The following is a 22,854-nucleotide window of genomic DNA, read 5'->3' as shown; positions in this document are numbered from 1 at the left end:
CATCGCCGGGGAGTGCTTATCCAAGGCAAGCCATTCGTGGGGGCGACAATGACCATTCAAGCTGAAAACCTGCCCTATCTGTCAGCCGGGTTCCTGGACCGCCTGGCGATTTCGACCTCCGACGTGGTCGACGAAATCGAGCGGCAGATCAGCGGTCAGAGGCGGGGCGAGGTGTGGTGCGCGCCGAAGGCGGTGGTGCGGCCGGGCGACGACCGCTACATCATGGCCACACTCGGTGTCGCGACCGAGCCCCGGGTGCTGGCGACCAAATCGCTGGTGGTCAACCCTCGCAATGCCGAGCGCGGACTTGCAACCCTTAACTCGATCGTCACCCTTCTCGACGCCGAGACGGGGCTGCCGCTTGCCGTGGTCGACGGCAATTGGGTGACGGAGAAGCGCACGGCCGGCCTGAGCGCCGTGGCGGCACGGCGACTGGCCCGGGCCGGCTCGACAAGCGTCGCGTTCATCGGATGCGGCGTTCAGGCGCGCGGCCATCTCGAGGTCCTGGCCGACCTTTTCCCTTTGCAGGAGATCAGGGCCTTCAGTCGGGGCAAAGCCAGCCGCGACGCATTCTGTCGTATGGCTGAGATGCGCGGCCTTACCGCGACGTCCTGCGATACCGCCAAGGCGGCGGTCGAAGCAGCAGACATCGTGGTGACGACGGTCACCCTGGTGCCTGAGCCCGCTCCATTTTTGGATGCGCGCTGGCTGAAGGCCGGCGTTTTTGTGACCATGACCGATCTGGCCCTGCCCTGGCTGCCGGAAAGCATGGCTGCCTTCGATCGCATCGTCATAGACGACCTGGCGCAAGAGGCGCAGATGAGCAAACCGATGGTGAAGCCCGAACTCATTGTGGGCGACCTGACAGGTTTGGTTGGAGGCGATGTGCCGGGTCGCCAGAGTGCAGCTGAGCGAACCGCTTTCGCGTTCCGCGGCATCGCGGTAGGCGATCTCGCAATCGCCGGCCTTGCATTTCTGCGCGCGAAATCGGTCGGCGCGCTGGGCGCCTAGAGCGGTTCAGCATTTCACAGAATCGCCGAACCGCTCTATCTCATTGTTTTTACGCAATTCCGGACGGAAAACCGTTTCACACTTTTCCTGGAACTGCTCTAGCCCACGCCGACATAGCGGCGCACGGCTGACGGGTCTGCCCGCAAAGCCTCGACATCGACCGTCTCGCGGTTGCGGCCGTTCTCGATGAAGCAAACCTTGTCGGCGACCGAGAGCACCGCGTCGACGCGCTGCTCGACCAGGATGGTTGAGACGCCTAGATCGCGCAGCTTCGCCACCGTTTCGCGGATTTTGGCGATCATCGACGGCATCAGCCCTTCGGTCGGCTCGTCGAGCAAAAGCACTTGCGGCTCGAGGCAAAGCGCGCGGGCCATCGCCAGCATCTGCTGCTCGCCGCCGGAGAGCGTGCCGGAGCGCTGCCTCAGCCGCTCCCTGAGCAGCGGGAAGAGATCGAGCACGCTCTCGCGGGTCTGCTTGCCCTTGCCACGCGCCATCAGGCCGATCTCGATGTTTTCCGCCACCGTCATCTCGGCGAACAGCCGCCTGCCCTGCGGCACATAGGCGACGCCGGCCTTCGGCACGTCATGCGCGGCGAGCCCGGTCAGCTCCTTGCCGTCCAGCCTGATCGAGCCGGCAGCCGCCGGCACCAGACCCATGATCGCCTTCAACGTCGTCGTCTTGCCGGCTCCGTTGCGACCGAACAGGCACAGCACCTCGCCCTTGTTCAGGGCCAGGTCGAGGCCGTAGAGCACCTGCACCTCGCCATAGAAGCAGTCGAGCCCGGAAATGGTGAGCAATCCGCCATCGGCTCTAACGGACTCAGCCATGGGTCGCTCCGAGATAGGCGTCCTGGACTTGGCGGTCGGCGCGGATCTGCTCCGGCGTGCCTTCGGCGAGGATCTTTCCCGAATTGAAGACGGTGATGCGGTCGGCAAGCTGCATGACCACCGGCATGTTGTGCTCGATCAGGAGCACCGTTGCGCCCTTGGCGATCTCGCGCACCAGCGTGATGAAATTGTCGATCTCGCTGTCGGCAAGACCTTGCGTCGGCTCGTCGAGGATCAGCAGGCGCGGCTTCAGCGCCAAGCCCATCGCGACTTCGAGCAGGCGCTGGTGGCCATAGGAAAGCTGCCCGGCCGGCGTGCCGGCGCGGTCGGCAAGGCCGGTGCGTTCGAGCGCCGCCATGACGCCGGTCCTGACCTGCCCCTTCGTGCGGCCGTCCGTCAGCGTGCGCTGCACCGGCAGCGCGACATTGTCGAAGGCGGTGAGATTGGCGAAGACACTGGTGATCTGGAAAGTATAGGCAACACCCAGGCGAACCCGCTTGTAAGCCGGCATCGTCGTGATGTCGGCGCCGTCGAAGGCGATCATGCCGGAGGATGGCCGGATGCGGCCGGAGAGCAGGCTGACGAAGGTGGTCTTGCCGGCGCCGTTCGGGCCGATGATGGCGCGGATTTCGCCCGGCATCAGCGTGAAGTCGACGCCGTCGACCGCGCGCAGGCCGCCGAACTGGCGCGACAGGCCTTTGGTGGTGAGCAGCGGCATCATGGCAGCCACCCCAGCCAGCGCTCACGAATGCTGCCCATGATGCCCTTCGGGGCAAACAGGACGAGCAGGATGAGCGCCACGCCGACGATCAGGAGATAGGCGGAAGTGAAGCCGCTGGTGATGTCGGTGACGTAATACATGAACAGTGTGCCGATCAGCGGCCCGAGCGTGGTCGCGGCACCGCCGAGCAGCACCCAGAGCAGCGGCAGGATGGAATACTGCACCGAGGCGAAGCTCGATCCGACATAGCCGAACAGCAAGGCATAGGCCGCGCCCGAGGCCGCGCAGATGGCGCCTGAGGCCACGACCGCCGCGAGCTTGTTGGCGACTGTGTCGTAGCCAAGCATTTTTGTCCGTTCCTCATTCTCACGGATGGCGACCAGCACACGGCCGAAGCGGGAGCGGACGATGGCTAAGGTGATGAGAAGCACGACAGAGAACAGCGCCAGCGCGCTCATATAGCGCACGGTCGAATTCGTCAGGTCGATGGAGGCGCCGCCGATCGAAATCACTCGTGACGCCTGCTGGATGACCAGGCCCTGGTCGCCGCCGGTCCAGGCGGCGAAATAGAGGATGAGCAGAAAGAAGACCTGCGCGAACATCATGGTGACGATCATGAACGCCACACCTGAGGTGCGCAGCGCCAGCACGCCGACGGCCAGAGCGAGCAGCGCGCCGCAGGCGACCCCTGCGACGAAGGCTTCCGGCACACCCCAGCCGAGGTGATAGACGGTCAAGCCCGCGCCATAGAGGCCGGCCGAGAAGAACATGGCGTGGCCGAGGCTGAGCAGGCCGACATAGCCGAAGAGCAGATTGTAGCCCATGGCAAAGACCGCCAGCGCCATGATGCGGGCGAACAGGCCCTGGTGGTAGTCCGGCAGGACGAAGTTCAGCGCGAAGAGAAGCGCGATGACGCCGATATGCAGCGCGTAGGTCTTTGCCGGCGAAGCATCCTTCATCTGGACGTGGTCCCGAACAGGCCTTGCGGCCGGAACACCAGCACCATGGCTACCACCAGCGTGGCGATGATCTTGGCCAGGGTCGGCGAGAAGAACATCGAGATGATGCCGTCGGAAAGGCCGATCAGGATGGCGGCGACCACCGTGCCGCGCAGGGAGCCGAGGCCGCCGATGATGACGACGATGAAGGACAAAAGCAGCGGGTCCTGCCCCATCAGGTAATGTGCCTGGCTGATCGGCACGATCAGCACCGCGGCGATCGCCGCCAGCATGGCGCCGATGGCGAAGACGCCGGCATAAACGCGCTCGACCGGAATGCCGAAGGCCTGCGCCGTCTCGCGGTCATATTGCGTGGCGCGCATGATCAGGCCGATCTTCGTGCGCGTCAGCACCAGCCAGGTGATGACGAGCAGAATGGCGGAAGCGGCAACCACCGACAGTTTGTAGCCGGAATAGCCGAACCACGGCAAAAGGATGCGGTAGCTGAAGGGCGGCTCCACCGGGCGCGCTTCCGGGCCGTAGAAGGTCAGCGCCAGCTGCTGGATGATGTAGAGCATGCCGATGGTGGCGACGATGGTGCTCTCGGGGTTGTAGTTGAGCCGGCGCAGCACCAGCCATTCGGCGATCAGCGCGACCAGCCCGACGAGCAAGGGCGCGATCACAAGTGCTGCCACGAAACCGATCGCCGGATGGCCCGAGATTGCCGTCGAGACTGCCCAGGCCAGCACCGCGCCCAGCATGAAGAACTCGCCATGGGCGACGTTGACGACGCGCATGACGCCGAACACCAGCGACAGGCCGAGCGCCGTCAGCGCCAATACGGCGGAGGTGACGAGGCCTTCGAGGGCGGCGAGGAGGAGATGGGGTCCGAAGTGCATGGACTATACGCCAACGGAGGCGCGAGACCCCCCTCTCTGCCCTGCCGGGCATCTCCCCCTCAAGGGGGGAGATTGGCTGTCCCTACCGCTTTCGCCAATCGCAAAGGCCGACAGATGGCCGCCTTCGCATGAGCTGCTGATCTCCCCCCTTGAGGGGGAGATGTCCGGCAGGACAGAGAGGGGGGCCTGGGCGCGCACGCTGGTTGGAATGGCCCTACAGCGCCTGCGTGGTGTAATCCCCTTCCGGCTCGTAGAGGCCGTCCTCGATCTTGGTCTTGTGCACGACCTTGAGCTTGCCGCCTTCGACCTTGGAGATGTTCTGGATGCCGAAGCACTGGTGGATCTTGCCGTTGAAGGTCTTCGGTCCCTGCGGATGTTCCGGCCCTTCGGCGAATTCCTTCAGCGCCTCGGTCGCCTCGACCAGCTTGGCGCGGTCCTCCGGTCCCTTGTAGCCGGCATCTTCCATCGCCTTCTTGACGACGTAGAGCGTCTCCCAGCAGCCAAACATATGCGAGGCGGTGGAAACGTCCTTGGCATCGCCGACGGCAGCACCATTGTCATCGATGCCGACGGCGGCGCGATAGGCTTTCTGCGCGGCGGAATCATCCGGCTGCGCATAGCGCGGCGAGCCTTCCCAGAAATGGCTGCCGTCGAGGAATTCGAGGCCGGGGCTATTGATGTCGGTGGCCTCCAGCGAATCCATGAAGCCGAAGAGCTGCGGCCGTTGCGAACCGTAGAATTCGCCGAGCTCCTTGACGAAGGTGAGCACGGCTGGGCCGACCATGACGTGGTAGATCACCTCGGTCTCGGCCGGGATCTGCGGGAAGTACTTCGTGAAGGAACTCTCTGTCGGCGGGATGGCGATCTGGGCGATCACCTCGGCGCCTTGCGCCTTCAGCGCCGGCGGCAGGTAGTCGCGGTGATCGTAGCCGAAGGCGAAGTCGGGGAAGATCTGCGTCACCTTCTTGCCGGCGTTCGCCGCGATCCACGGCGCCATCGACTGGATCTGGCTTTTCACGTCGGTGATGCCGGGCTGGAAGACGTAGCGGTTGAGCTTGGTGGAGGCGACGTGGTGGCCCTCGCTGACCACGAAATAGGGGATCTTGTTCTCGCCGGCGGCGGGCGCCGAGCCTAACACGACATGCGAGAACAAAGTGCCGAAGACGATGTCGGTCTTGTGCTGCTTGGCGAATTTCGCAACCACCTCGGCGCCGCGCGCCGGATCGGTGCCGTCATCCTCGATCACCAGCTCGACCTGGCGGCCGCTGATGCCGCCGGCATCGTTGATCGCCTTGACGGCGGCGGCGCTCGTCTTCTCATACCAGCGGCCATAGGCGGCGCCGATGCCGGTGCGGTGTGACTGGAAGCCGATCTTGATCGGCGCCGAGCTCTGCGCCTGGCTGTAGCGGACGAAGCCCGGCGCCAGCGCGAGACCGGCACCGGCGGCCATGCCCTTCAGCGCCGTGCGGCGCGACAGCGTCGTCTTGGAGAGGTCGAAAAATCCGTTCTTGTCAGCCATGTCCGTTCCCCTGTTTTTCAGTCTTGACCAGCGATAAGGCGGCTAAACCATCCCCCTTCCGAAGGATGGAAAAATTGCATGTGTACAAACTAAATCACCAAAGCCGCGACGTGGCAAGCGAGCTTACCTGACGGCACCGGAGGCGCGCCCTTGTCTCATCCGGCGGTCGGCGTGGCAAGCAACCAAAGGCCTAATATCGTGTAGGCGATCATCAACAGGGTCAGAGGGAGCTGGCTGAGCGCCGCGCGCGACGGCTGCTTGTACAGACGCCATGCAAGGCCATGCGCGACGAGCACGGCCAACACATGGCCGGCGATGATGACACCCGCCTGGACATTCCACAGCCACCAGGCGGATTCGGCGCCGGCAACGACGCCGGCCTCGACCATCCTGTTGGCCGTGCCGAACAGGTTCCAGCCAAGCGCGAAAGGATCGGACAGCGCGACCAGGGCGTACTGGCCGTCGACCAGCAGCACGGTGAGGTAATGCGCGATGTGGTAGGCAAGCGCGATCGGTACGATCGACCAGACCAGCAGGCCGGCGGCTTTTCCGAACGACTGCGCATCACCGGCGAGGCGCTGGCCGAGAATTACGGCCAACGCGAACACCACCGCGAGCAGGATGAAGGTCAGCACGAGGCCGAAGCTGCCGATGCCGATCAGCGCGGTGCGGCCGGGAAACTCCAGCGGGTTGATGCCGAAGAGACCCAGCCAGAAGAAGGTCTTCGACAGGCCGTCGAAGGATACCGAGGATAGCGCCAGGAGGAGAAAGGCCGTGCCGCTTGGCGGCAGCGCCTCGGCTGCCAGCAGCTTGGCGCCGGGCCAGCAGAGCGAGAGGCGGCCTTCGTGACGCTCAAAGGGCGCAAAGCGGGCGACCATGGCGAAGAAGACAGTCAGGAATTCGCCACGGTTGCTCCAATCGTCGTAGCCGACGACGAGCATGGCGATGAAGCTGGCCAGCCAATAGATGCCCGCAGCGTATGCCAACCGCGCGGGATCGTCGGGGGCGGGATCGATCAGCTCGAACCAGGCGAAGGCGAAGAACAGCACGAAGGCCGGCCAGAAGCCGAGCCAGTTGGGCAGGCGCGACGGCTGTGTTTCATCACCGTGTCGGCCGAAGAGCCGGCTTGCGACGCGCCACGGTCCATACCACGGGTTGAGCCACGGCCATAGGTCGCCAAAGATGCCTTGCAGCAGGGTGAAGCCGGCCCAAAGCAGCGTCCAGACCATCAGCGGCAGCGGGTTGGAAAGCGGATCCCGGCTGCCTATGAGACCGGCGGCGACGAGCAGCGCGAAGCCGGCAAAGGAAAGCAGGCTGATCAGGGTGCGCGGAGCGTCGCTGAAGGTGGACAGCGGCAGGCGCCGGCGCCAGAAATTGTCGAGGGTGGCGGGCGGCAGCAGCGCCAGGACGAGGAAGCTGACGGCGACCGCCAGCGCGCCGCCGACGAGGTAGTAGCCGGTCGGGAGAAGCAGGACGTGGCCGCGGTCCGAGGCGTGGGCGAAGGCGGGGGTGGGGAGGAGGGCGAAGAAAGCTAGAGGGAGGGCTAACCTGTGGCGACGGCGTTCTACGGCCCCCCTCTCTGTCCTGCCGGACATCTCCCCCTCAAGGGGGGAGATTGGCGGTTTCGGCGCCGGCTCCCCTTTTTCAACGTTGGCAATTGGCGAAAGCGGAGGCGACAAGATAATCTCCCCCCTTGAGGGGGAGATGTCCGGCAGGACAGAGAGGGGGGCGAAGGAACTCGACCTATCCAGCCGCGCAGTATTGCTCGACGATGCGGGATACGCACAGGTCACAGGGAATACCCTAAACCTTCACCAGCTGCTCCACCCGCCCCTTCTCGCCGAAGATCCTCAGATACCGCTTGATCTCCTTCTCATCCCCCGTTGCTTTGGCGGGGTTGTCCGACAGCTTCACCGCCGGCCGGCCATTGGCCTCGGTGACCTTGCAGACCAGCGAAATCGCATCGAGGCTGTCAGTTTCAGTCGGCGCGCAGCCTTCGAAATCGTTGGTGAGGTTGGTGCCCCAGCCGAAGGACATGCGCACCTTGCCGCGGAAATGCCTGTAGGTCGCCTCGATGGTCTCGACCTCGAGCCCGTCGGAAAAGATGAGCAGCTTCTGCTTGGGGTCCTTGCCCTTCTTGCGCCACCAGTCGATGATTTTTTCGCCGCCCTCGATCGGCGGGGCGCTGTCGGGGCGGAAGCCGGTCCAGTCGGCGACCCAGTCGGGGGCGTCGCGCAGGAAGGAATCCGTGCCGAAGGCGTCCGGCAGCACGATCAGGAGATTGCCGCCATAATAGCGCTGCCAGTCCTGCAGCACCTTGTAGGGCGCCTCGCGCAGCTCCGCCTCGGAATTGGCAAGGGCTGCAAAGACCATCGGCAGTTCATGCGCGTTGGTGCCCAAGGCTTCGAGGTCGTTGTCCATGGCCAGAAGCACGTTGGAGGTGCCGGTGAAGGCGTCGCCGATGCCTTCCTTGAGCGCCTCCACGCACCAGCGCTGCCAAAGGAAGGAATGGCGGCGTCGGGTGCCGAAATCGGAGATGCGGATACCGGGCAGCGCCTTCAGCCGCTCGGTCTTGGCCCACATCTTGGCCTTGGCGCGGGCATAGAGCACGTCGAGCGCGAACGGCCCATAAGAGCGCATGGCGGCGCGGGAGCGCAGTTCGTTGATGATGGCCAAAGCAGGGATCTCCCAGAGCGTGGTGTACATCCACGGACCCGGGAAGGAGAGCTCGTACTGGCCGTCGCGCCTGGTGAGCTCATAATTGGGCAGCCTGAAACCTTCCAGCCATGCTAGGAATTCCGGCTCGAAGATCTGCTTGCGGCCATAGAAATTGTTGCCGCCCAGCCAGATCATCTCCTTCTTGGAGAAGCGCAAGGTGCGGGCGTGGTCGAGCTGCTCGCGCAACTCTCCCTCGTCGATCTCGTCGGCGAGGCGCACTGAGGTGGTGCGGTTGATCAGCGAGAAGGTGGCGTCGACCTTGGGATACATGCCCCAGATCATCTGCAGCATCAGAAGCTTGTAGAAATCCGTGTCCAGCAGGCTGCGGACGATCGGGTCCAGCTTCCAGGTATGGTTGTAGACGCGCCGCGCTATATCGGTTTTTGCCATGCTTCCTCACCCATAAGGCACGACGCACGGAAACGCAGGCGCCACGCTTCAAGTCCTCGTTCGAGCAATCCCGGATGGAAGACCCTCGCGCGGTTTTCCTGGAATTGCCTCAGCCACCTGCCTCTTAGCACTGTATTTTCGAACGCGCTTGTCGCTTTGCAAGCTGGCCCGACAAAAAGCAGCTATGCAAGTCCAGCCTTCAAGAGGCCGTTCTGGCCCCTATCACCTTTAGTGCCGGGCGTTTTCTCCGGCTGGGCACGCGGCCGGCCACCGGGGCGTCGGCGCGGCCCTCGTCCTGCTCCTTCTCGGCGAACAGCCAGTCGATGAACAGCTGGACGATCGGCGTCGAGCGCATTTCGTTGCGGCAGACGACGTAGAAATCGTCGACCGCCGGCACCGACAATGTAAAGGGCGCGACGAGCATGCCCCTGGCCAGCAAGGCGCGCGCGGTGACGGAATCGCCGAGCGCCACGCCATGGCCGTGCACGGCGGCCTCGGTCGCCATGCGCGCATCGCCCAGATGATGGCGGCGGCCGCGCTCCAGATCGAGCGCGTCGGCGGCGGCGAGCCAGGTGTGCCACTCACGGCCGTCGTCGCCGTGCAGGAAGACGTGGTCGGCAAGGTCGCGGACGCTGCGGATCGGCCGGTTGTTGATCAGCGTCGGGCTGACCACGGGAAAAAGTTCCAGCCCGGACCATTTGCGTATCCAGCAGTCGCTCCAGCTGCCGTCGCCATAATGCACGCAGACATCGATATCCGGCGCACGGATGTCGCGGGCGTCGTTGGACGGGATCAGCGTCAGCTGGATATCCGGATATTGCGCGGTAAAGGAGCCGAGGCGCGGCGTCATCCAGAGCAGCAACAGCGCCGGCACGCAGGATACCGACAACGCGCCGGCGCTTGCCGGCCGCGTCATGCGCTGGGTCGCGGCGGCGATGCCGTCGAAGGCAGCCGAGACCGCCGGCAGGAACTCGGCGCCATGCGGCGTCAGCTTCACGCGCTGACCGGTACGCTCGAAGAGTTTCACGCCAAGCGATTGCTCGAGCGCCTTGATCTGGTGGCTGACGGCGCCATGCGTGACATTCAGCTCGCCCGCAGCCTTGGTCAGCGAGGCGTGCCGCGCCGCGGCCTCGAAGGCGCGCAACGGGTTCAGCGGCGGCAGGCGCTTGGCCATGAAGGGCTCCTACTTTGTGAGATTTTCTCACAGAAAAGACCCTAACAATATCAATTGATTTTTCAATGCGGCTGCCCGACACTTTTGCCCGGAACAGCTTCAAGAGACGTGAAATCCGCAGCGCAGCCGGCGGGCAACGATCCAGCCGGACACCAGGCTGGCTTGGCAAATCGTCCATGCGGACAGCGCTGCAAGCAGGCAAGAAGAGGAGACCGGACATGGGTTACGATCGCGGCAAGCTCGAAGCGTTGCGCCGCAAATATGGCGAGAGCCATGGCGGCGAGATGTTCGACCCGAAATTCCGCAAGGTCGCCGACAAGATCTTCAACAAATCGGGCACGAGGCTGGCGCCCTATTCCGGCATCCCGACCTTCCTCGCCGCACCCTACCGCGAAATCGCCGCCGAGAACCCGGATTTCGGCGACCTGCAGGTGGCGATGATCGGCGTGCCGATGGATCTCGGCGTCACCAATCGTCCCGGCTCGCGCTTTGGACCGCGCGCGCTGCGCGCCATCGAGCGCATCGGGCCCTACAACCATGTGCTGGAATGCGCGCCGACGCATGAGCTGCGGGTCGCCGACATCGGCGACACGCCGTTCCGCAGCCGCTACCGGCTGGAGATCAGCCATGAGGACATCGAAAAGCGCACCAACCAGATCGTCGATGCCGGCGTGCTGCCGCTCTCGGTCGGCGGCGATCACTCGATCAGCCATCCGATCCTGAAGGCGGTCGGCAGACAAGCTCCCGTCGGCATGATCCATATCGATGCCCATTGCGACACCAGCGGGCTGTTCGACATGACCAAGTTCCACCATGGCGGACCGTTCCGCAACGCCGTGCTGGACGGCGTGCTCGATCCCTCGCGCACCATCCAGATCGGTATCCGCGGCTCGGCCGAATATCTGTGGGAGTTCACCTACGAGTCCGGCATGACGGTCGTGCATGCCGAGGAGGTGACCGGGCTCGGTATTCCCGCCATCATCGAGAAAGCGCGCAAGATCGTCGGCGACGGCCCGACCTATATCTCCTTCGACGTCGACAGCATCGATCCGGCCTTCGCGCCCGGCACCGGCACGCCGGAAGTCGGCGGGCTGACGACGCGCGAGGTGCTCGAGCTGCTGCGTGGCCTGAAAGGCCTCAACATCGTCGGCGGCGACGTCGTCGAGGTGGCGCCGCAATATGACTCGACCACCAACACCGCCCATGTCGGCGCCCAGGTCCTGTTCGAGATCCTGAGCCTGATGGTGTTCAGCCCGGCAATCAAGAAGGACTGAGACTGGCATTTCTTTATTTTCACGCAATTCCGAACGGAAGCTATGGCGAAGTCGCCAAGCCTAAACCGGGTCTCACTTTTCCTGGAATTGCTCTACCAACACGGCCGCCGCGCTGGAGCCGGCGGCCGGATGCAACAACAAGCTTCCAGCAGGGGAATAACAATGACTCTTCATGCAAAGTTCAAATCATCCATTGCCGCTGCGATGATGCTCGCCACGGCAGGGTTCGGTCTCGCCACCCAAGCAGCAAAAGCCGACGCCGTCGACGACATCACCAAGGCCGGCGCCATCAATGTCGGCATCTTCTCCGACTTCCCGCCCTTCTCCTCGGCCAGCGCCGACATGAGCATCAAGGGCTATGACATCGACGTCGCGCAGGCGATCGCCGATGCCTTGAAGGTGAAGCTCAACCTGGTCAGCGTCACCGGACAGAACCGCATCCCTTATCTCACAGACAAGCGTGTCGATATATTGATGAGCGTCGGCTACTCCAAGGAACGCGAGCAGGTGATCGATTTCGCCGCCGCCTACGCGCCCTACTATATCGCCGTCATCGGCCCGGCCGCGCTTGCCGTCAAAGGCAAGGAAGACCTTGCCGACAAGTCGATCGCCGTCAATCGCGGCACGCTGGAGGATACCTCGCTCACGCAGGCAGCGCCCGCCTCGGCCGACATCCGCCGCTTCGACAACTACAACTCCGTCATCCAGGCCTTCATCTCCGGCCAGACCCAGTTGATGGTGGTCGGCAACGATGTCGGCGCCCAGGTGCTGGCCAAGCAGGACGCGCTGAAGCCGGAGCAGAAATTCCAGCTGCTCACCTCGCCCTCGCATATCGGCCTCAACAAGAACGAGGATAGGCTGAAGAAGGCGGTGAACGACGCCGTCGCCAAGATGCTGGCCGACGGCAAGCTCGACGAGAGCTCGAAGGCCTGGCTGAAGACGCCGCTCAATCCCGACAACCTCAAGGATTGATCTCTTGAGCGGTTCGGCTCGCACAAAGCGCTGAACCGCTCCGACTGTTCCAACAAGGTCAATCGCCATGGGCTACAGCCTGGACTTCGGCTGGCTTGCGGGTGCCGCGGGCGCGATCGCGCGCGGCGCGGCGACGACGGTTTTGCTGATCGCCGTCACTACGCTGGTGGGAACCGTTCTCAGCATCCTGGGCGCTGCCGGCAAAAGAAACGGCCCCAAGCCGCTTCAACTGGCGATCGCCACATATGTCGAGGTGATGCGCAACACGCCGTTCCTGGTGCAGCTTTTCTTCATCTTCTTCGGCCTGCCCAGCCTCGGCGTCCGGCTCGACCCCATCCTTGCCGCGATGCTGGCAATGACGCTCAACATGGCGGCCTATACGATCGAGATCGTCGGCGCCGGGCTCGACGCCGTGCCGCGCGGCCAGACGGAAGCCGCACTGGCGCTCGGTCTCAGGCCCCGGCAAGTGTTCATCAAGATCGTGCTGCCGCAGGCGCTGAAGGTGATCTACCCGGCGCTGACCAGCCAGATCGTCATCATGATGCTGGAATCGGCCGTGGTGTCGCAGATCGCGGTGCGCGAGCTGACCTATGAGGCCGACATGCTGCAGGCGCGCACTTTTCGCGCCTTCGAGACCTATCTCGTCGTGACCATGGTCTATCTCGGCCTGTCGATGGGACTGCGCCGGCTGCTGGTTGCCGGCGGACGCCGGGCGCTGGGGGCAGGTGTATCATGATCGAATTCACCTTCTGGGACATCGTCCGCAACCTTTTGCTCGCCGCGCGCTGGACGGTGCTGTTGTCGCTCGCCGCTTTCATCGGCGGCGCGCTGGTCGGGCTGGTGGTGCTGTTCTTCCGCATCGCCAAGAACAAATGGGTGAAGCGGATCGCCTCGGGCTACATCGCGCTGTTCCAAGGCACGCCGCTGTTGATGCAGCTCTTTTTGATGTTCTTCGGCCTGCCGATGCTGGGGCTGCGCATCGAGCCCTGGACGGCGGCGGCGCTGGGCTTGACCTTCTTCGCCAGCGCCTATCTGGCCGAGATCTGGCGCAGCGGCGTCGACGCGCTGCCGCGCGGCCAATGGGACGCCGGGGCCAGCCTCGGGTTGCATTATCTGCAGGAGCTCAGGCTGATCATCCTGCCGCAGGCCTTCGCGATCACCCGCGCGCCGACCGTCGGCTTCCTGGTACAGCTCATCAAATCGACGGCGCTGACCTCGATCATCGGCTTCGAGGAGCTGGTCAGGACCTCCAACGCCATCAACAACGCGACCTTCGAGCCGTTCAAGGTCTACGGGCTGGTGGCGCTGATCTTCTTCGCCCTGTGCTTCCCGCTGACGCAATATGCGCGGCGGCTCGAGCGTGTGGCCGCCCGCTAGACCTAGGCAATGCTCGCCAGTGCGCGGGCCATTCGCCACGCAACTGTGATTTGCAGTCCGGCCGCGATGCATTTCACTCTGAGCCTCACCGACCGCTTTCGGGGGAGCATCCGGCGATGTGGACGAAACATCTGGTCGCGCTTGCGGGCCTGTTAGCCCTTTGGACTGCACAGCCGGCCACGGCCGCCGAACCGACACCGGAAAGCGTCAGCATCCCGGCCGACGGCGAGAACCAGCCGGCGAAGCTGGACGCGATGCTGTTCAAGCCGCAGGGACAGGGGCCATTTCCGGCGATCGTCGCCATGCATGGCTGCAGCGGGCTGTGGAGCAGCAAGAACATAGGACTCAGTCCGCGCCATGCCGATTGGGGCAAACGGCTCTCCGCCCTCGGTTACGTCGTGCTCTTTCCCGACAGCTACGGCTCGCGCGACCTCGGCCCGCAATGCAAAAACGACGACCGGCGGGTCGAACCTTTTCGCGAACGCGTGGAAGATGCGAACGCCGCCCGCCGCTATCTGCAGACGCTGCCTTATGTAAAACCCGACGCGATCGCCCTGCTCGGCTGGTCGAATGGCGGCTCCAGCGTGCTCTATACGGTCCGTCCCAAGGACAGGCCCAAGGCTGGCTCGCCGGATTTTCGCGCGGCGGTCGCCTTCTATCCGGGCTGCACCGCCATGGCCGACAAGGGCGATTGGGCGACACGCGTGCCGCTGCTCATCGTGATGGGCGAAGCGGACGACTGGACGCCGGCAGCGCCGTGCAAGCAACTGGCGGACGCCAATCCCGACAAGGTAAAACTCATCCTCTATCCCGGCGCCTATCATGACTTCGACAACGAGGCGCAGAAGCTGCACGAGCTGCATGGCCTGGCCTACACGGCCAATGACAACGGCATTGCCCATGCCGGCCTAAATCCGGCCGCCCGCGCGGCCGCGCTCAAGGACGTGCCGGAATTTCTCGCCGTATTGAAGCAGTAGGCAGCGTGAACCGTCGCCGCTTCAATGCCCGAAGGAGAGCGCCGGCGTGATGCGGTCGCGCCTGAGCCAGCGCGCCAGCAGCAATGCCGCCACCACCGCCAGCCCCGAGGCCAGGCCGATCCATATGCCGACGCCGTTCAGGCCGAAATGGAAGGCGAGCGCCACGCCGAGCGGCAGGCCGACGCCCCAATAGCCGATCGCCGCATAGATCATCGGCACCTTGGTGTCGTGCAAGCCGCGCAGCATGCCGGCCGCAACCGCCTGGGCGCCGTCGAAAATCTGGAACAGCGCCGCGAACATAAGGAACGACACGGCAAGCGTGATCACCCTGGCATTGGCCGGATCGGCGAGATCGATGAAGGCGCTGATCAGCGCATGCGGCCACAGGACCATCACCAGGCCCATCAGCGCCATGAAGGAGACGCCGATGACGAAGGCTGTCCAGCCGGCGCGCGAAACGCCTTCCGGGTTGCCGGCGCCATGCGCCAGGCCGACGCGGACCGTGACCGCCTGGTTGAGCCCGAGCGGCACCATGAAGGAGATCGAGGCGATCTGGATGGCGATCGCGTGGGCTGCCAGCGAATCCGCATCGATCAGGCCCATGAGCAAAGCCGCCGCGTTGAAGATCGTCACCTCGAAGGCGAGGATGCCGGCGATCGGCATGCCGAGCCTGAGCAGGCCGCGAAAACGCGGCCAGTCGGAACGCCAGAAGCGGCCGAACAGATGGTAGCGGCGGAACTTCTTCTCCTTGATCACCACCGCCGCCATGCCGACGAACATCAGCGTGCTGGACAAAGTGGTGGCGAGGCCGGAGCCGGCGATGCCCATCGACTTGACGCCGAGATTGCCGAACATGAACACCCAGTTGAAGACGGCGTTGCAGGCGACCGCGACGAAAACGATGATCAGCGCCCAGCCCGGCCGCTCCAGCGCCGAGATGAAGGAGCGCAGCACGATATAGAAATAGAAGGGCAGCACCGCCCATTGCAGCCAGTGCAGGTAGATGCCGGCTTCCCGCGCGAGCTCCGGCTTCTGGCCCATGGTCAAAAGCACCTCTTCGCCATGCCAGAGGACGAGCCAGATCGGGATCGAGATCAGGATCGCCAGCCATAGGCCCTGGCGCACGGTGCGGCGCAGGTCGCGCACGGAATGACGGCGGCGGCCGAGCTCGGTCGCCATCATCGGCGAGGTCGCCAGCATCAGGCCGAGGCCGAAGATCAGCGGCATGAAATAGAGGTTGGCGCCGAGCGCGCCGCTGGCCAGCGTATCAGGCCCCAGGCGGCCCATCATCATGACGTCGGTCGCGGTCATGGCGGTCTGGCCGAGATTGGTCAGCACCATCGGCCAGGCGAGCGCGATCGTCGCCCTGATTTCCTGACGCCAAAGATTTTCCGGCGCGCGAGCGCCGGCTTCGATCGCAGACATTGTTCCGCTCTTTCAGAACACGGCGCGTCGGCCAAAGGGCCGGAAGCCGTACAACAACGGCGCAAAATGGCGCCATTTGCGTCGCCTTGTGAACGAAATGCGACATGTTGGCAAGGGAGGAGGTCCGGCTAGCGATTGATCCAGCCGGAGCCGGGGAATCCGCGACGCCTCTTTCATTTGCCGGCCGCAGGCTGCTACGGATGCCCTTGGCATGCGCAGCCGGCGCAGCGTGCCGGGAGGAAATGATGCCGTTCAGGCGCAGAAAGAACACCGCCGCGATCCCGCGCACCGTGCCCGCGTTCGAGCACATCGTGACCGAGGCAAGCGACAGTTTCCTGTGGCGGCTGGACGACTATCCGTGGGAGCGCAATGTCTGGAATTTCCACCCCGAATACGAAATCCATCTTCTGCGGAAATCGTCCGGCGTGGTGCTGGTCGGCGACCATATCGGCGAGTTCGGCCCGGGCTATCTGACGATCGTCGGCGGCGGCCTGCCGCATGACTGGGTGACCGCGGTGCAGCCGGGCGAGCTGATCGAAGGCCGCGATATCGTCCTGCAATTCGATCCCGAACGGCTGCGCGGCTCGTCCGGGCTGCTGCCGGAACTGCGCGAGCTGGAACCGTTCCTGGAACGGTCGCTGCGCGGCATGGTCTTCCACGGCCAGACGGCGCTCGACGGCGCCGAGCTGATGGAGCGGATGGGAGAGGTGCATGGGCTGGCGAGGTTCCGCCTGTTCCTCGAACTGCTCGACCTTCTGGCCACCACCGACGAATACGCGCTTTTGTCGTCGCCGGATTTTTCCCCGCTTCTCGACGCGGAATCGCTCGATATCATCCAGCGCTCGCTGACCTATCTGTTCCAGCACTTTGCCGAGGATTTGAAGCTGCCGGACGTGGCTGCATTGGCCGGGATGAGCGAAAGCACATTCTCACGCTTTTTCCAGAAGAACACCGGCAACTCCTTCAGCGACCATGTCGCCAAGCTCAGGCTCTGGCAGGCCTGCAAGCTGCTCGCCGACACCGAGATCCCGATCACCGACATCTGTTTCCAGGTCGGCTACATGAACATCTCGAACTTCAACCGCGCCTTCCTGCGCAAGCACAAGATGACGCCTTCCTCCTACCGCAAACTGTCGCGGCAACGGCTGACGATGCGAGCCTGATCTGGCCGGGGTCCGACCACTTCTGATGGCACTGATACTCGTGTGACGGGCAGACTCTGCCTGTGCCATTTTTTGCGCCGCACAATGCATAAAAGTACAGGTCTGCTGCAACGGGGCTTCTAGTCTCGCCCCTTCCAACTCCTCATTTTGGCGGCGGGTCGCAGTCATGCGGGCGACGGTGAGGATCGCTTAGCCCACAGACTTGCTTGTTGCTGGAGGAGAAACATCAATGAAATCAACCCGGCTCGCTGCCAGCCTCGGTGCAGCTTTCGTGCTTTCCGCTTCCGTATCAACCGCAGCACTTGCCCAGGCGCCGGCCTGCTCGGCACCGGTCAAGGTGCTGGCGCAGCCGCGCGACGGCCTGACGCTTCTGGAGGACTCCAAGGATGAGTTCAAAAAACTCTCCGGCGCCTCCTTCCAGATCGATTACCTCAACGAGAACGACCGCCGCGCCAAGTCGCGCGCCGACGCCTCCACCGTCGGCAACTACAACGTCTACTATGTCGACGAGGCCAATGTGGCGCTGTTCGCGTCTTCCGGCTGGATCGCGCCTCTGACCGATTATTACCCGGCTGACTACGACTATGCCGATTTCGACCCGGGCCGCCAGAAGGTCGCCACCTATGACGGCAAGGTGTGGTTCGCGCCGCTGACCGGCGGCGGCGACCTGATGGTCTATCGCAAGGACGTGCTGGAGGCCGCCGGCATCCAGCCGCCGAAGACAGTGGATGACCTGATTGCCGACGTGGCCAAGCTGAACGACCCCGACAAGGGCATATACGGCATCGCGCTGCGCGGCGCGCGCGGCTCGGGCGCCAATGTCTGGCGCTGGATGCCGTTCTTCAAGGCCTATGGCGGCAAGTGGTTCGACGGCGACAAGCCGGCTTTCAATTCGGACGCCGCCGTCAAGGCGACCGAGACCTATTTGAAGCTGTTCAAGGACTCGGCGCCCGGCACACAGACCGGCAGCTGGGATGAATCGACCGGCGCTTTCCTGTCCGGCCAGGTCGCCATCCTCGTCGAATCGACGCCGCTGTCGGGCATGGCGGTCGACCCGAAGACCTCGCAGGTTGTCGGCAAGGTCGGCTTCCTGCCGCCGCCCTCGCCACTGCCCGGCGGCGGCTACGGCCATGGGCTCGCCATCGGCACCAAGGCCAATGCGGATGACGCCGCGAAGAAATGCGCCGGCCTGTTCATCGCCTGGGCAACGTCCAAGGAAAATGAAAAGCGCCGGCTCGACGCGCATCAGTTCGGCGAGTTGAACCGCACCAGCATCCTCACCAGCAAGGAATTCGCCGACATCTACGGCGCCGATCTCGGCAAGGCGCTGGCCGATACCGGCAAGGTGACGGCAGTGAACTTCTGGCAGGATCCGCGCTGGCCCGATCTCGGCGACCGCTGGGGCATTATCCTCGAAGAGCTCGTCACCGGCACGCGCACCGACATCAAGGGCGGCCTCAACGAGCTCGAGGCCTATGCCAACGAGTTGGTGAAGAAGAAGTAATCCTCCCGCCCGTGGCGCGCGGTCCACGGCATTCGAAGGAATGCCGGATCTGCGCGCCGCGGGACCTTCGCCAGACAGCAGCACCAATCCGAGGATAGGCAATGCGCCGACGCTCTTCCCTGCCGGTCACATTTCTGGTTCCGACCTTAGCCATCCTGCTGGTGCTGTCGATGGTGCCGACGCTCTACGCCGTCGTCATCGCCTTGCAGAACCGCGAGCTGAGCACGACGGGCTATTCCTGGGTCTGGTTCTCGAACTTCGCCGATCTCTTCCTCGACCGCCGCTTCCTCAACGCCGTCTGGGTCTCGGTGAAATGGGAGATCGTCACCGTGGTGACGACGATGGTGGTGGCGATCGGGCTGGGCGTGCTGATGTTCGAGGTGGCCGGCCCACGCCTGCGCAATTTCTATTGCCTCTTGTTCATCATCCCGGTGCTGTTGCCGCGCGTCTCGGCCGCCTTCGTCTGGAAGTTCGCCTACCACCCGCTCTACGGCATCGCCACCTATCCCTACCGGCTGCTGACGGGCGGCCTCATCTTCGACCCGCTGTCCAAGCCCGGCACCGCGCTGTTCGCCGTCGCCTCGGTCGATGTCTGGCAATGGGGGCTGTTCTTCGCCGTCATCGTGCTGAAGCTGCTCGAAACCCTGCCGCCGCAACCGATCGAGGCGGCCCGGCTCGACCACGCCAAGCGCTGGCAGATCCACGCCTATGTCACCCTGCCGATGCTCAAGGCGCCGCTGATCAGCCTGATGTTCGTCAAGATGATCGAGTCGCTGCGCTCCTTCGACCTGATCTATGTGATGACGCGCGGCGGTCCCGGCGTCGCGACCGAGACGCTCGACATGTACGCCTTCTCGCAAGGCTTCATCGAGTCCGGCAAGGTCTCCTACGCTTCGGCGATGGCGGTGCTGATGATGATCGCAACCGTCATCACCTTCACCATGCTTTGGAAGCGGGTGCAGGCATGAAACAATATCGATTGAGACCGGGCCGCCTGATTGCGAAAACCGTCCTGGCGCTGGCCGGATTCCTGGCCGTGTTCCCGCTTGTGTGGACGGCGCTCAATGCGCTGAAGAACAATGTCGACATCATCACCCGCGTGCCGAAGGTGATCTTCACGCCGACGCTCGCCAATATCAGCTACATCCTCGGCCGCGACAGCGTGCTGACCGGGCTCTACAACTCGGTCGTCGCCTGTGGCTCGGCGGTGCTGGTCGGCATCGTGCTGGGGTTGCCGGCGGCCTATGCGGTGGCGCGCTATCCCAATCGCTTTGCCGGCGACATCCAGTTCTTCGTGCTTTCGCTGCGCTTCCTGCCGCCGGTGGCGGTGGCCATCCCGCTGATGGTGATCTGGCTGCAGGTCGGGCTCTACGACACTTTGCCGGCGCTGATCGTCACTTATTCGCTGCTGACCATCTCGGTGATCATGTGGCTGGCGATTCCTGCCTTCCAGGGCGTGCCTAAGGAGATCGAGGAAGCTGCCTTCGTCGACGGCTACGGCGCCTATTCGGTGTTCTGGCGGATCGCGCTTCCCGTGGCGGCGCGCTCGCTCATAGGCGCCATCGCCTTCAGCTTCGTGCTGGTCTGGAACGAGTTCCTGATCGCGCTGATGCTGTCGAGCTCCAACGCCAAGACGCTGCCGATCGTCGCTTCGGAACTCTCCCAGCAAGGCATGAACGTGCCGTGGGGCATCCTCAACGCCTCGGTCGTGCTGCTGTCGCTGCCACCGCTGCTGTTCCTCGGCGTCTTGAGCGGCTTCCTGAATTCCGTTTTCCGGCAAAAGAAAAGTTGAAGTGAGGCTTATCCCGATGCGAGCACTGGTGCTTGAGAAAAAAGGCGAACTGTCGCTGCGCGAGATCGCGTTGCCGCAAGATGTCGGGCCGGACGACGTCAGGATCGCCATCCATACGGTCGGCGTCTGCGGCAGCGACGTGCACTACTACACGCATGGCGCCATCGGCAGCTATATCGTGCGCCAGCCCATGGTGCTCGGCCATGAGGCGTCGGGCACGATCGTCGAGGTCGGCGCCAATGTCACGAGCCTGAAGGTTGGCGACCGCGTCTGCATGGAACCCGGCGTGCCTAACCTTTCATCACGCGCGACGAAGCTCGGCATCTACAATGTCGATCCGGACGTCCGTTTCTGGGCGACGCCGCCGGTGCATGGAGTGCTCGCGCCCTACGCCGTGCACCCCGCGGCCTTCACCTACAAACTGCCGGACAATGTCTCGTTTGCCGAAGGCGCGATGGTCGAGCCCTTCGCCATCGGCATGCAGGCGGCGGCGCGCGCCCGGATCGTGCCGGGCGATGTCGCCGTCGTCGTCGGCTGCGGCCCGATCGGCATCATGATCGCGCTCGCGGCGCTGGCGGGCGGTTGCTCCAAGGTTCTGATCTCCGATTTTTCCGCCCCCAAATTGGAGATCGCCGCACAGTATACCGGCATCGTGCCGGTCAATATCGGCGAGCAGTCCCTGGTCGAGGCGGTGCGGTCGGCGACCGACAATTGGGGCGCCGACATCGTGTTCGAGGCGAGCGGCAGCCCGAAGGCCTTCGCCAATCTGTTCGACATCGTGCGGCCGGGCGGCGCGGTGGTGCTGGTCGGGCTGCCGGTGGAAACGGTCGAGCTCAATGTGCCGGCGGCGATCTCCAAGGAAGTGCGCATCGAGACCGTGTTCCGCTACGCCAACATCTTCGATCGTGCCCTGCAGTTGATCGCCTCCGGCAAGGTCGACCTCAAGCCGCTGATCACCGGCACCTATGATTTTTCCGAGAGCATCAAGGCGTTCGAGCGCGCCGCGCAAGGCCAGCCGCAGGACGTGAAGCTGCAGATCCTGCTGACCGGCGAGAAGGATTAAGGGATGTCCGCGATCACCTGCTCCCATGTCGACAAGGCCTATGGCGCCACGTCCGTCATCCGCGACCTCAACCTCGCGATCGAGGAGCATGAATTCGTCGTGTTCCTAGGGCCCTCCGGCTGCGGCAAGTCCACGCTTCTGCGGATGCTGGCGGGTCTGGAAGACATCAGCGGCGGCGAGGTGTCGATCGGCGGCAAGGTGGTGAACGATCTCGATCCCGGTGACCGCGGCATCGCCATGGTGTTCCAGAACTATGCGCTCTATCCGCATATGACGATTTTCGACAATGTCGCCTTCGGACTGAAGCGGCAGAAGGTGCCGGCGGCCGAAATCAAGAAGCGCGTCGAAGCCGTCGCGAAGACGCTTGGCCTCGAACCCTATCTCGGCCGCAAGCCGACCGAGCTTTCCGGCGGCCAGCAGCAGCGCGTGGCGATCGCGCGCGCCATGATCAAGACGCCGAAAGTTTTTCTCTTCGACGAGCCGCTGTCCAACCTCGACGCCAAGCTGCGCAACCATATGCGGGTCGAGATCGCCAGGCTGCACCAGTCGCTGAAGACGACAACCGTCTATGTCACGCATGACCAGCTCGAGGCGATGACACTGGCCGACCGCATCGTGCTTCTGAAGGACGGCGTGATCGAGCAGATCGGCTCGCCGGCGGAGATCTATCGCCGTCCCGGCAATCTGTTCGTCGCCGGCTTCATCGGCACGCCGAACATGAATTTCATCGAGGCCATGGTCGGCCGGAAGGGCGATGGCTGGACGCTGACCGGCGCCGGGACGGTGCTATCGCTGCAAGGCGGCGACTTCCATCTGCAGCATGGCGATCGCGTGGTGCTCGGTATCCGGCCCCCGGATCTGAAGACGGCGGAAGCCGGCACAGGAAACCTGTTGCAAGGCACCGCCGACCTCATCGAGTTCCATGGCAATGACGCGCTGGTGACGTTCGGCTCCGGTGGCAAGGAGATCAGCGCACTGGTGCCGGCCCGCGAATGCCCTGAGCAGAGCGCGCCTGTCCGCTACACGTTTGACGAGGACAGCATCCATCTGTTCGCCGCCGAGACCGGCAAGTCGCTGCGCCGACAATAAGACGGCCAGAGCGTCGCTGGA

At 64.0% G+C, this 22,854-nt stretch carries 21 protein-coding genes; 12 read left to right on the top strand and 9 right to left on the bottom strand.

The window, feature by feature from the left end; translation table 11 throughout:
* Positions 1-48 precede the first annotated feature (48 nt).
* Positions 49-1,011: an ornithine cyclodeaminase family protein gene (locus RFM52_RS01580; RefSeq protein ID WP_320294097.1), complete on the top strand. Its 963-nt coding sequence runs from the start codon at positions 49-51 to the stop codon at positions 1,009-1,011.
* 98 nt (positions 1,012-1,109) lie between these two features.
* Here RFM52_RS01580 and RFM52_RS01575 read toward each other — a convergent pair whose 3' ends face one another.
* The 8 genes from RFM52_RS01575 to gcvA all read right to left on the bottom strand — a co-directional run bounded on the left by RFM52_RS01575 (position 1,110) and on the right by gcvA (position 10,197).
* The gene (locus tag RFM52_RS01575; RefSeq protein WP_320294096.1) at positions 1,110-1,838 is read right to left on the bottom strand and encodes an ABC transporter ATP-binding protein; all 729 of its coding nucleotides are present in this window, start codon (positions 1,836-1,838) and stop codon (positions 1,110-1,112) included.
* Positions 1,831-2,559: an ABC transporter ATP-binding protein gene (locus RFM52_RS01570; protein ID WP_320294095.1), complete on the bottom strand. Its 729-nt coding sequence runs from the start codon at positions 2,557-2,559 to the stop codon at positions 1,831-1,833. The genes RFM52_RS01575 and RFM52_RS01570 overlap by 8 nt, the downstream gene beginning before the upstream one ends.
* The gene (locus tag RFM52_RS01565) at positions 2,556-3,518 is read right to left on the bottom strand and encodes a branched-chain amino acid ABC transporter permease (RefSeq protein WP_320294094.1); all 963 of its coding nucleotides are present in this window, start codon (positions 3,516-3,518) and stop codon (positions 2,556-2,558) included. Before RFM52_RS01565 ends, RFM52_RS01570 begins: the two co-directional genes overlap by 4 nt.
* Entirely contained in the window at positions 3,515-4,396 is an 882-nt protein-coding gene (locus RFM52_RS01560) for a branched-chain amino acid ABC transporter permease (RefSeq protein WP_320294093.1), read from the bottom strand. The genes RFM52_RS01565 and RFM52_RS01560 overlap by 4 nt, the downstream gene beginning before the upstream one ends.
* Positions 4,397-4,610: 214 nt before the next feature.
* On the bottom strand, positions 4,611-5,915 hold the full coding sequence (locus RFM52_RS01555; protein WP_320294092.1) for an ABC transporter substrate-binding protein: 1,305 nt from the start codon (positions 5,913-5,915) through the stop codon (positions 4,611-4,613).
* 155 nt (positions 5,916-6,070) lie between these two features.
* Positions 6,071-7,510 (bottom strand): hypothetical protein, encoded by a 1,440-nt coding sequence (locus RFM52_RS01550; protein WP_320294456.1) that lies wholly within the window; start codon positions 7,508-7,510, stop codon positions 6,071-6,073.
* 208 nt (positions 7,511-7,718) lie between these two features.
* On the bottom strand, positions 7,719-9,023 hold the full coding sequence (gene pncB / locus RFM52_RS01545; RefSeq protein ID WP_320294091.1) for a nicotinate phosphoribosyltransferase: 1,305 nt from the start codon (positions 9,021-9,023) through the stop codon (positions 7,719-7,721).
* 199 nt (positions 9,024-9,222) lie between these two features.
* Positions 9,223-10,197, bottom strand: a complete 975-nt coding sequence (gcvA, locus tag RFM52_RS01540; RefSeq protein ID WP_320294090.1) for a transcriptional regulator GcvA — start codon at positions 10,195-10,197, stop codon at positions 9,223-9,225.
* 218 nt (positions 10,198-10,415) lie between these two features.
* Between gcvA and speB the strand changes: the two genes are divergently transcribed.
* The 5 genes from speB (at position 10,416) to RFM52_RS01515 (ending at position 14,797) form a co-directional block, all read left to right on the top strand.
* A complete protein-coding gene (gene speB / locus RFM52_RS01535) occupies positions 10,416-11,471 on the top strand; it encodes an agmatinase (protein ID WP_320294089.1) in 1,056 nt (351 codons plus the stop codon).
* A 162-nt stretch (positions 11,472-11,633) separates the two neighbouring features.
* Positions 11,634-12,443, top strand: coding sequence for a transporter substrate-binding domain-containing protein (locus RFM52_RS01530; protein WP_320294088.1), 810 nt, complete (start codon positions 11,634-11,636; stop codon positions 12,441-12,443).
* A gap of 67 nt (positions 12,444-12,510) precedes the next feature.
* A complete protein-coding gene (locus tag RFM52_RS01525) occupies positions 12,511-13,179 on the top strand; it encodes an amino acid ABC transporter permease (RefSeq protein ID WP_320294087.1) in 669 nt (222 codons plus the stop codon).
* Positions 13,176-13,820, top strand: coding sequence for an amino acid ABC transporter permease (locus RFM52_RS01520; protein ID WP_320294086.1), 645 nt, complete (start codon positions 13,176-13,178; stop codon positions 13,818-13,820). The genes RFM52_RS01525 and RFM52_RS01520 overlap by 4 nt, the downstream gene beginning before the upstream one ends.
* Before the next feature lie 116 nt (positions 13,821-13,936).
* The gene (locus RFM52_RS01515; protein WP_320294085.1) at positions 13,937-14,797 is read left to right on the top strand and encodes a dienelactone hydrolase family protein; all 861 of its coding nucleotides are present in this window, start codon (positions 13,937-13,939) and stop codon (positions 14,795-14,797) included.
* Positions 14,798-14,818: 21 nt separating this feature from the next.
* Here the strand turns inward: RFM52_RS01515 and RFM52_RS01510 are convergent, their stop codons facing one another.
* Positions 14,819-16,222, bottom strand: coding sequence for an MATE family efflux transporter (locus RFM52_RS01510; RefSeq protein WP_320294084.1), 1,404 nt, complete (start codon positions 16,220-16,222; stop codon positions 14,819-14,821).
* 245 nt (positions 16,223-16,467) lie between these two features.
* Between RFM52_RS01510 and RFM52_RS01505 the strand changes: the two genes are divergently transcribed.
* The 6 genes from RFM52_RS01505 (at position 16,468) to RFM52_RS01480 (ending at position 22,833) form a co-directional block, all read left to right on the top strand.
* On the top strand, positions 16,468-17,385 hold the full coding sequence (locus RFM52_RS01505; RefSeq protein ID WP_320294455.1) for an AraC family transcriptional regulator: 918 nt from the start codon (positions 16,468-16,470) through the stop codon (positions 17,383-17,385).
* A gap of 229 nt (positions 17,386-17,614) precedes the next feature.
* Entirely contained in the window at positions 17,615-18,889 is a 1,275-nt protein-coding gene (locus RFM52_RS01500; RefSeq protein WP_320294083.1) for an ABC transporter substrate-binding protein, read from the top strand.
* Positions 18,890-18,990: 101 nt separating this feature from the next.
* The gene (locus tag RFM52_RS01495; protein ID WP_320294082.1) at positions 18,991-19,857 is read left to right on the top strand and encodes a carbohydrate ABC transporter permease; all 867 of its coding nucleotides are present in this window, start codon (positions 18,991-18,993) and stop codon (positions 19,855-19,857) included.
* Positions 19,854-20,681, top strand: a complete 828-nt coding sequence (locus tag RFM52_RS01490) for a carbohydrate ABC transporter permease (RefSeq protein WP_320294081.1) — start codon at positions 19,854-19,856, stop codon at positions 20,679-20,681. Before RFM52_RS01495 ends, RFM52_RS01490 begins: the two co-directional genes overlap by 4 nt.
* A 16-nt stretch (positions 20,682-20,697) precedes the next feature.
* Positions 20,698-21,744 (top strand): NAD(P)-dependent alcohol dehydrogenase, encoded by a 1,047-nt coding sequence (locus tag RFM52_RS01485; RefSeq protein WP_320294454.1) that lies wholly within the window; start codon positions 20,698-20,700, stop codon positions 21,742-21,744.
* A gap of 3 nt (positions 21,745-21,747) precedes the next feature.
* A complete protein-coding gene (locus RFM52_RS01480) occupies positions 21,748-22,833 on the top strand; it encodes an ABC transporter ATP-binding protein (RefSeq protein WP_320294080.1) in 1,086 nt (361 codons plus the stop codon).
* The last annotated feature ends 21 nt before the right edge of the window (positions 22,834-22,854 follow it).

Source organism: Mesorhizobium humile (genome assembly GCF_033977215.1).
GTDB classification, from domain to species: Bacteria; Pseudomonadota; Alphaproteobacteria; order Rhizobiales; family Rhizobiaceae; genus Mesorhizobium; species Mesorhizobium humile.
The sequence above is the reverse complement of the archived record's forward strand: the minus strand, read 5'-3'. Positions and strand labels throughout refer to the sequence as shown.

Bases quoted from the DNA above. Each gene is read 5' to 3' on its own strand.
- RFM52_RS01560 (WP_320294093.1), bottom strand. From the start codon at position 4,396: ATGCACTTCGGACCCCATCTCCTCCTCGCCGCCCTCGAAGGCCTCGTC.
- RFM52_RS01505 (WP_320294455.1), top strand. From the start codon at position 16,468: ATGCCGTTCAGGCGCAGAAAGAACACCGCCGCGATCCCGCGCACCGTG.
- RFM52_RS01480 (WP_320294080.1), top strand. From the start codon at position 21,748: ATGTCCGCGATCACCTGCTCCCATGTCGACAAGGCCTATGGCGCCACG.
- speB (WP_320294089.1), top strand. From the start codon at position 10,416: ATGGGTTACGATCGCGGCAAGCTCGAAGCGTTGCGCCGCAAATATGGC.
- RFM52_RS01580 (WP_320294097.1), top strand. From the start codon at position 49: ATGACCATTCAAGCTGAAAACCTGCCCTATCTGTCAGCCGGGTTCCTG.
- RFM52_RS01500 (WP_320294083.1), top strand. From the start codon at position 17,615: ATGAAATCAACCCGGCTCGCTGCCAGCCTCGGTGCAGCTTTCGTGCTT.
- pncB (WP_320294091.1), bottom strand. From the start codon at position 9,023: ATGGCAAAAACCGATATAGCGCGGCGCGTCTACAACCATACCTGGAAG.
- RFM52_RS01525 (WP_320294087.1), top strand. From the start codon at position 12,511: ATGGGCTACAGCCTGGACTTCGGCTGGCTTGCGGGTGCCGCGGGCGCG.
- RFM52_RS01515 (WP_320294085.1), top strand. From the start codon at position 13,937: ATGTGGACGAAACATCTGGTCGCGCTTGCGGGCCTGTTAGCCCTTTGG.
- RFM52_RS01530 (WP_320294088.1), top strand. From the start codon at position 11,634: ATGACTCTTCATGCAAAGTTCAAATCATCCATTGCCGCTGCGATGATG.
- RFM52_RS01555 (WP_320294092.1), bottom strand. From the start codon at position 5,915: ATGGCTGACAAGAACGGATTTTTCGACCTCTCCAAGACGACGCTGTCG.
- RFM52_RS01495 (WP_320294082.1), top strand. From the start codon at position 18,991: ATGCGCCGACGCTCTTCCCTGCCGGTCACATTTCTGGTTCCGACCTTA.
- gcvA (WP_320294090.1), bottom strand. From the start codon at position 10,197: ATGGCCAAGCGCCTGCCGCCGCTGAACCCGTTGCGCGCCTTCGAGGCC.
- RFM52_RS01550 (WP_320294456.1), bottom strand. From the start codon at position 7,510: ATGTCCGGCAGGACAGAGAGGGGGGCCGTAGAACGCCGTCGCCACAGG.
- RFM52_RS01575 (WP_320294096.1), bottom strand. From the start codon at position 1,838: ATGGCTGAGTCCGTTAGAGCCGATGGCGGATTGCTCACCATTTCCGGG.
- RFM52_RS01485 (WP_320294454.1), top strand. From the start codon at position 20,698: ATGCGAGCACTGGTGCTTGAGAAAAAAGGCGAACTGTCGCTGCGCGAG.
- RFM52_RS01490 (WP_320294081.1), top strand. From the start codon at position 19,854: ATGAAACAATATCGATTGAGACCGGGCCGCCTGATTGCGAAAACCGTC.
- RFM52_RS01510 (WP_320294084.1), bottom strand. From the start codon at position 16,222: ATGTCTGCGATCGAAGCCGGCGCTCGCGCGCCGGAAAATCTTTGGCGT.
- RFM52_RS01570 (WP_320294095.1), bottom strand. From the start codon at position 2,559: ATGATGCCGCTGCTCACCACCAAAGGCCTGTCGCGCCAGTTCGGCGGC.
- RFM52_RS01520 (WP_320294086.1), top strand. From the start codon at position 13,176: ATGATCGAATTCACCTTCTGGGACATCGTCCGCAACCTTTTGCTCGCC.
- RFM52_RS01565 (WP_320294094.1), bottom strand. From the start codon at position 3,518: ATGAAGGATGCTTCGCCGGCAAAGACCTACGCGCTGCATATCGGCGTC.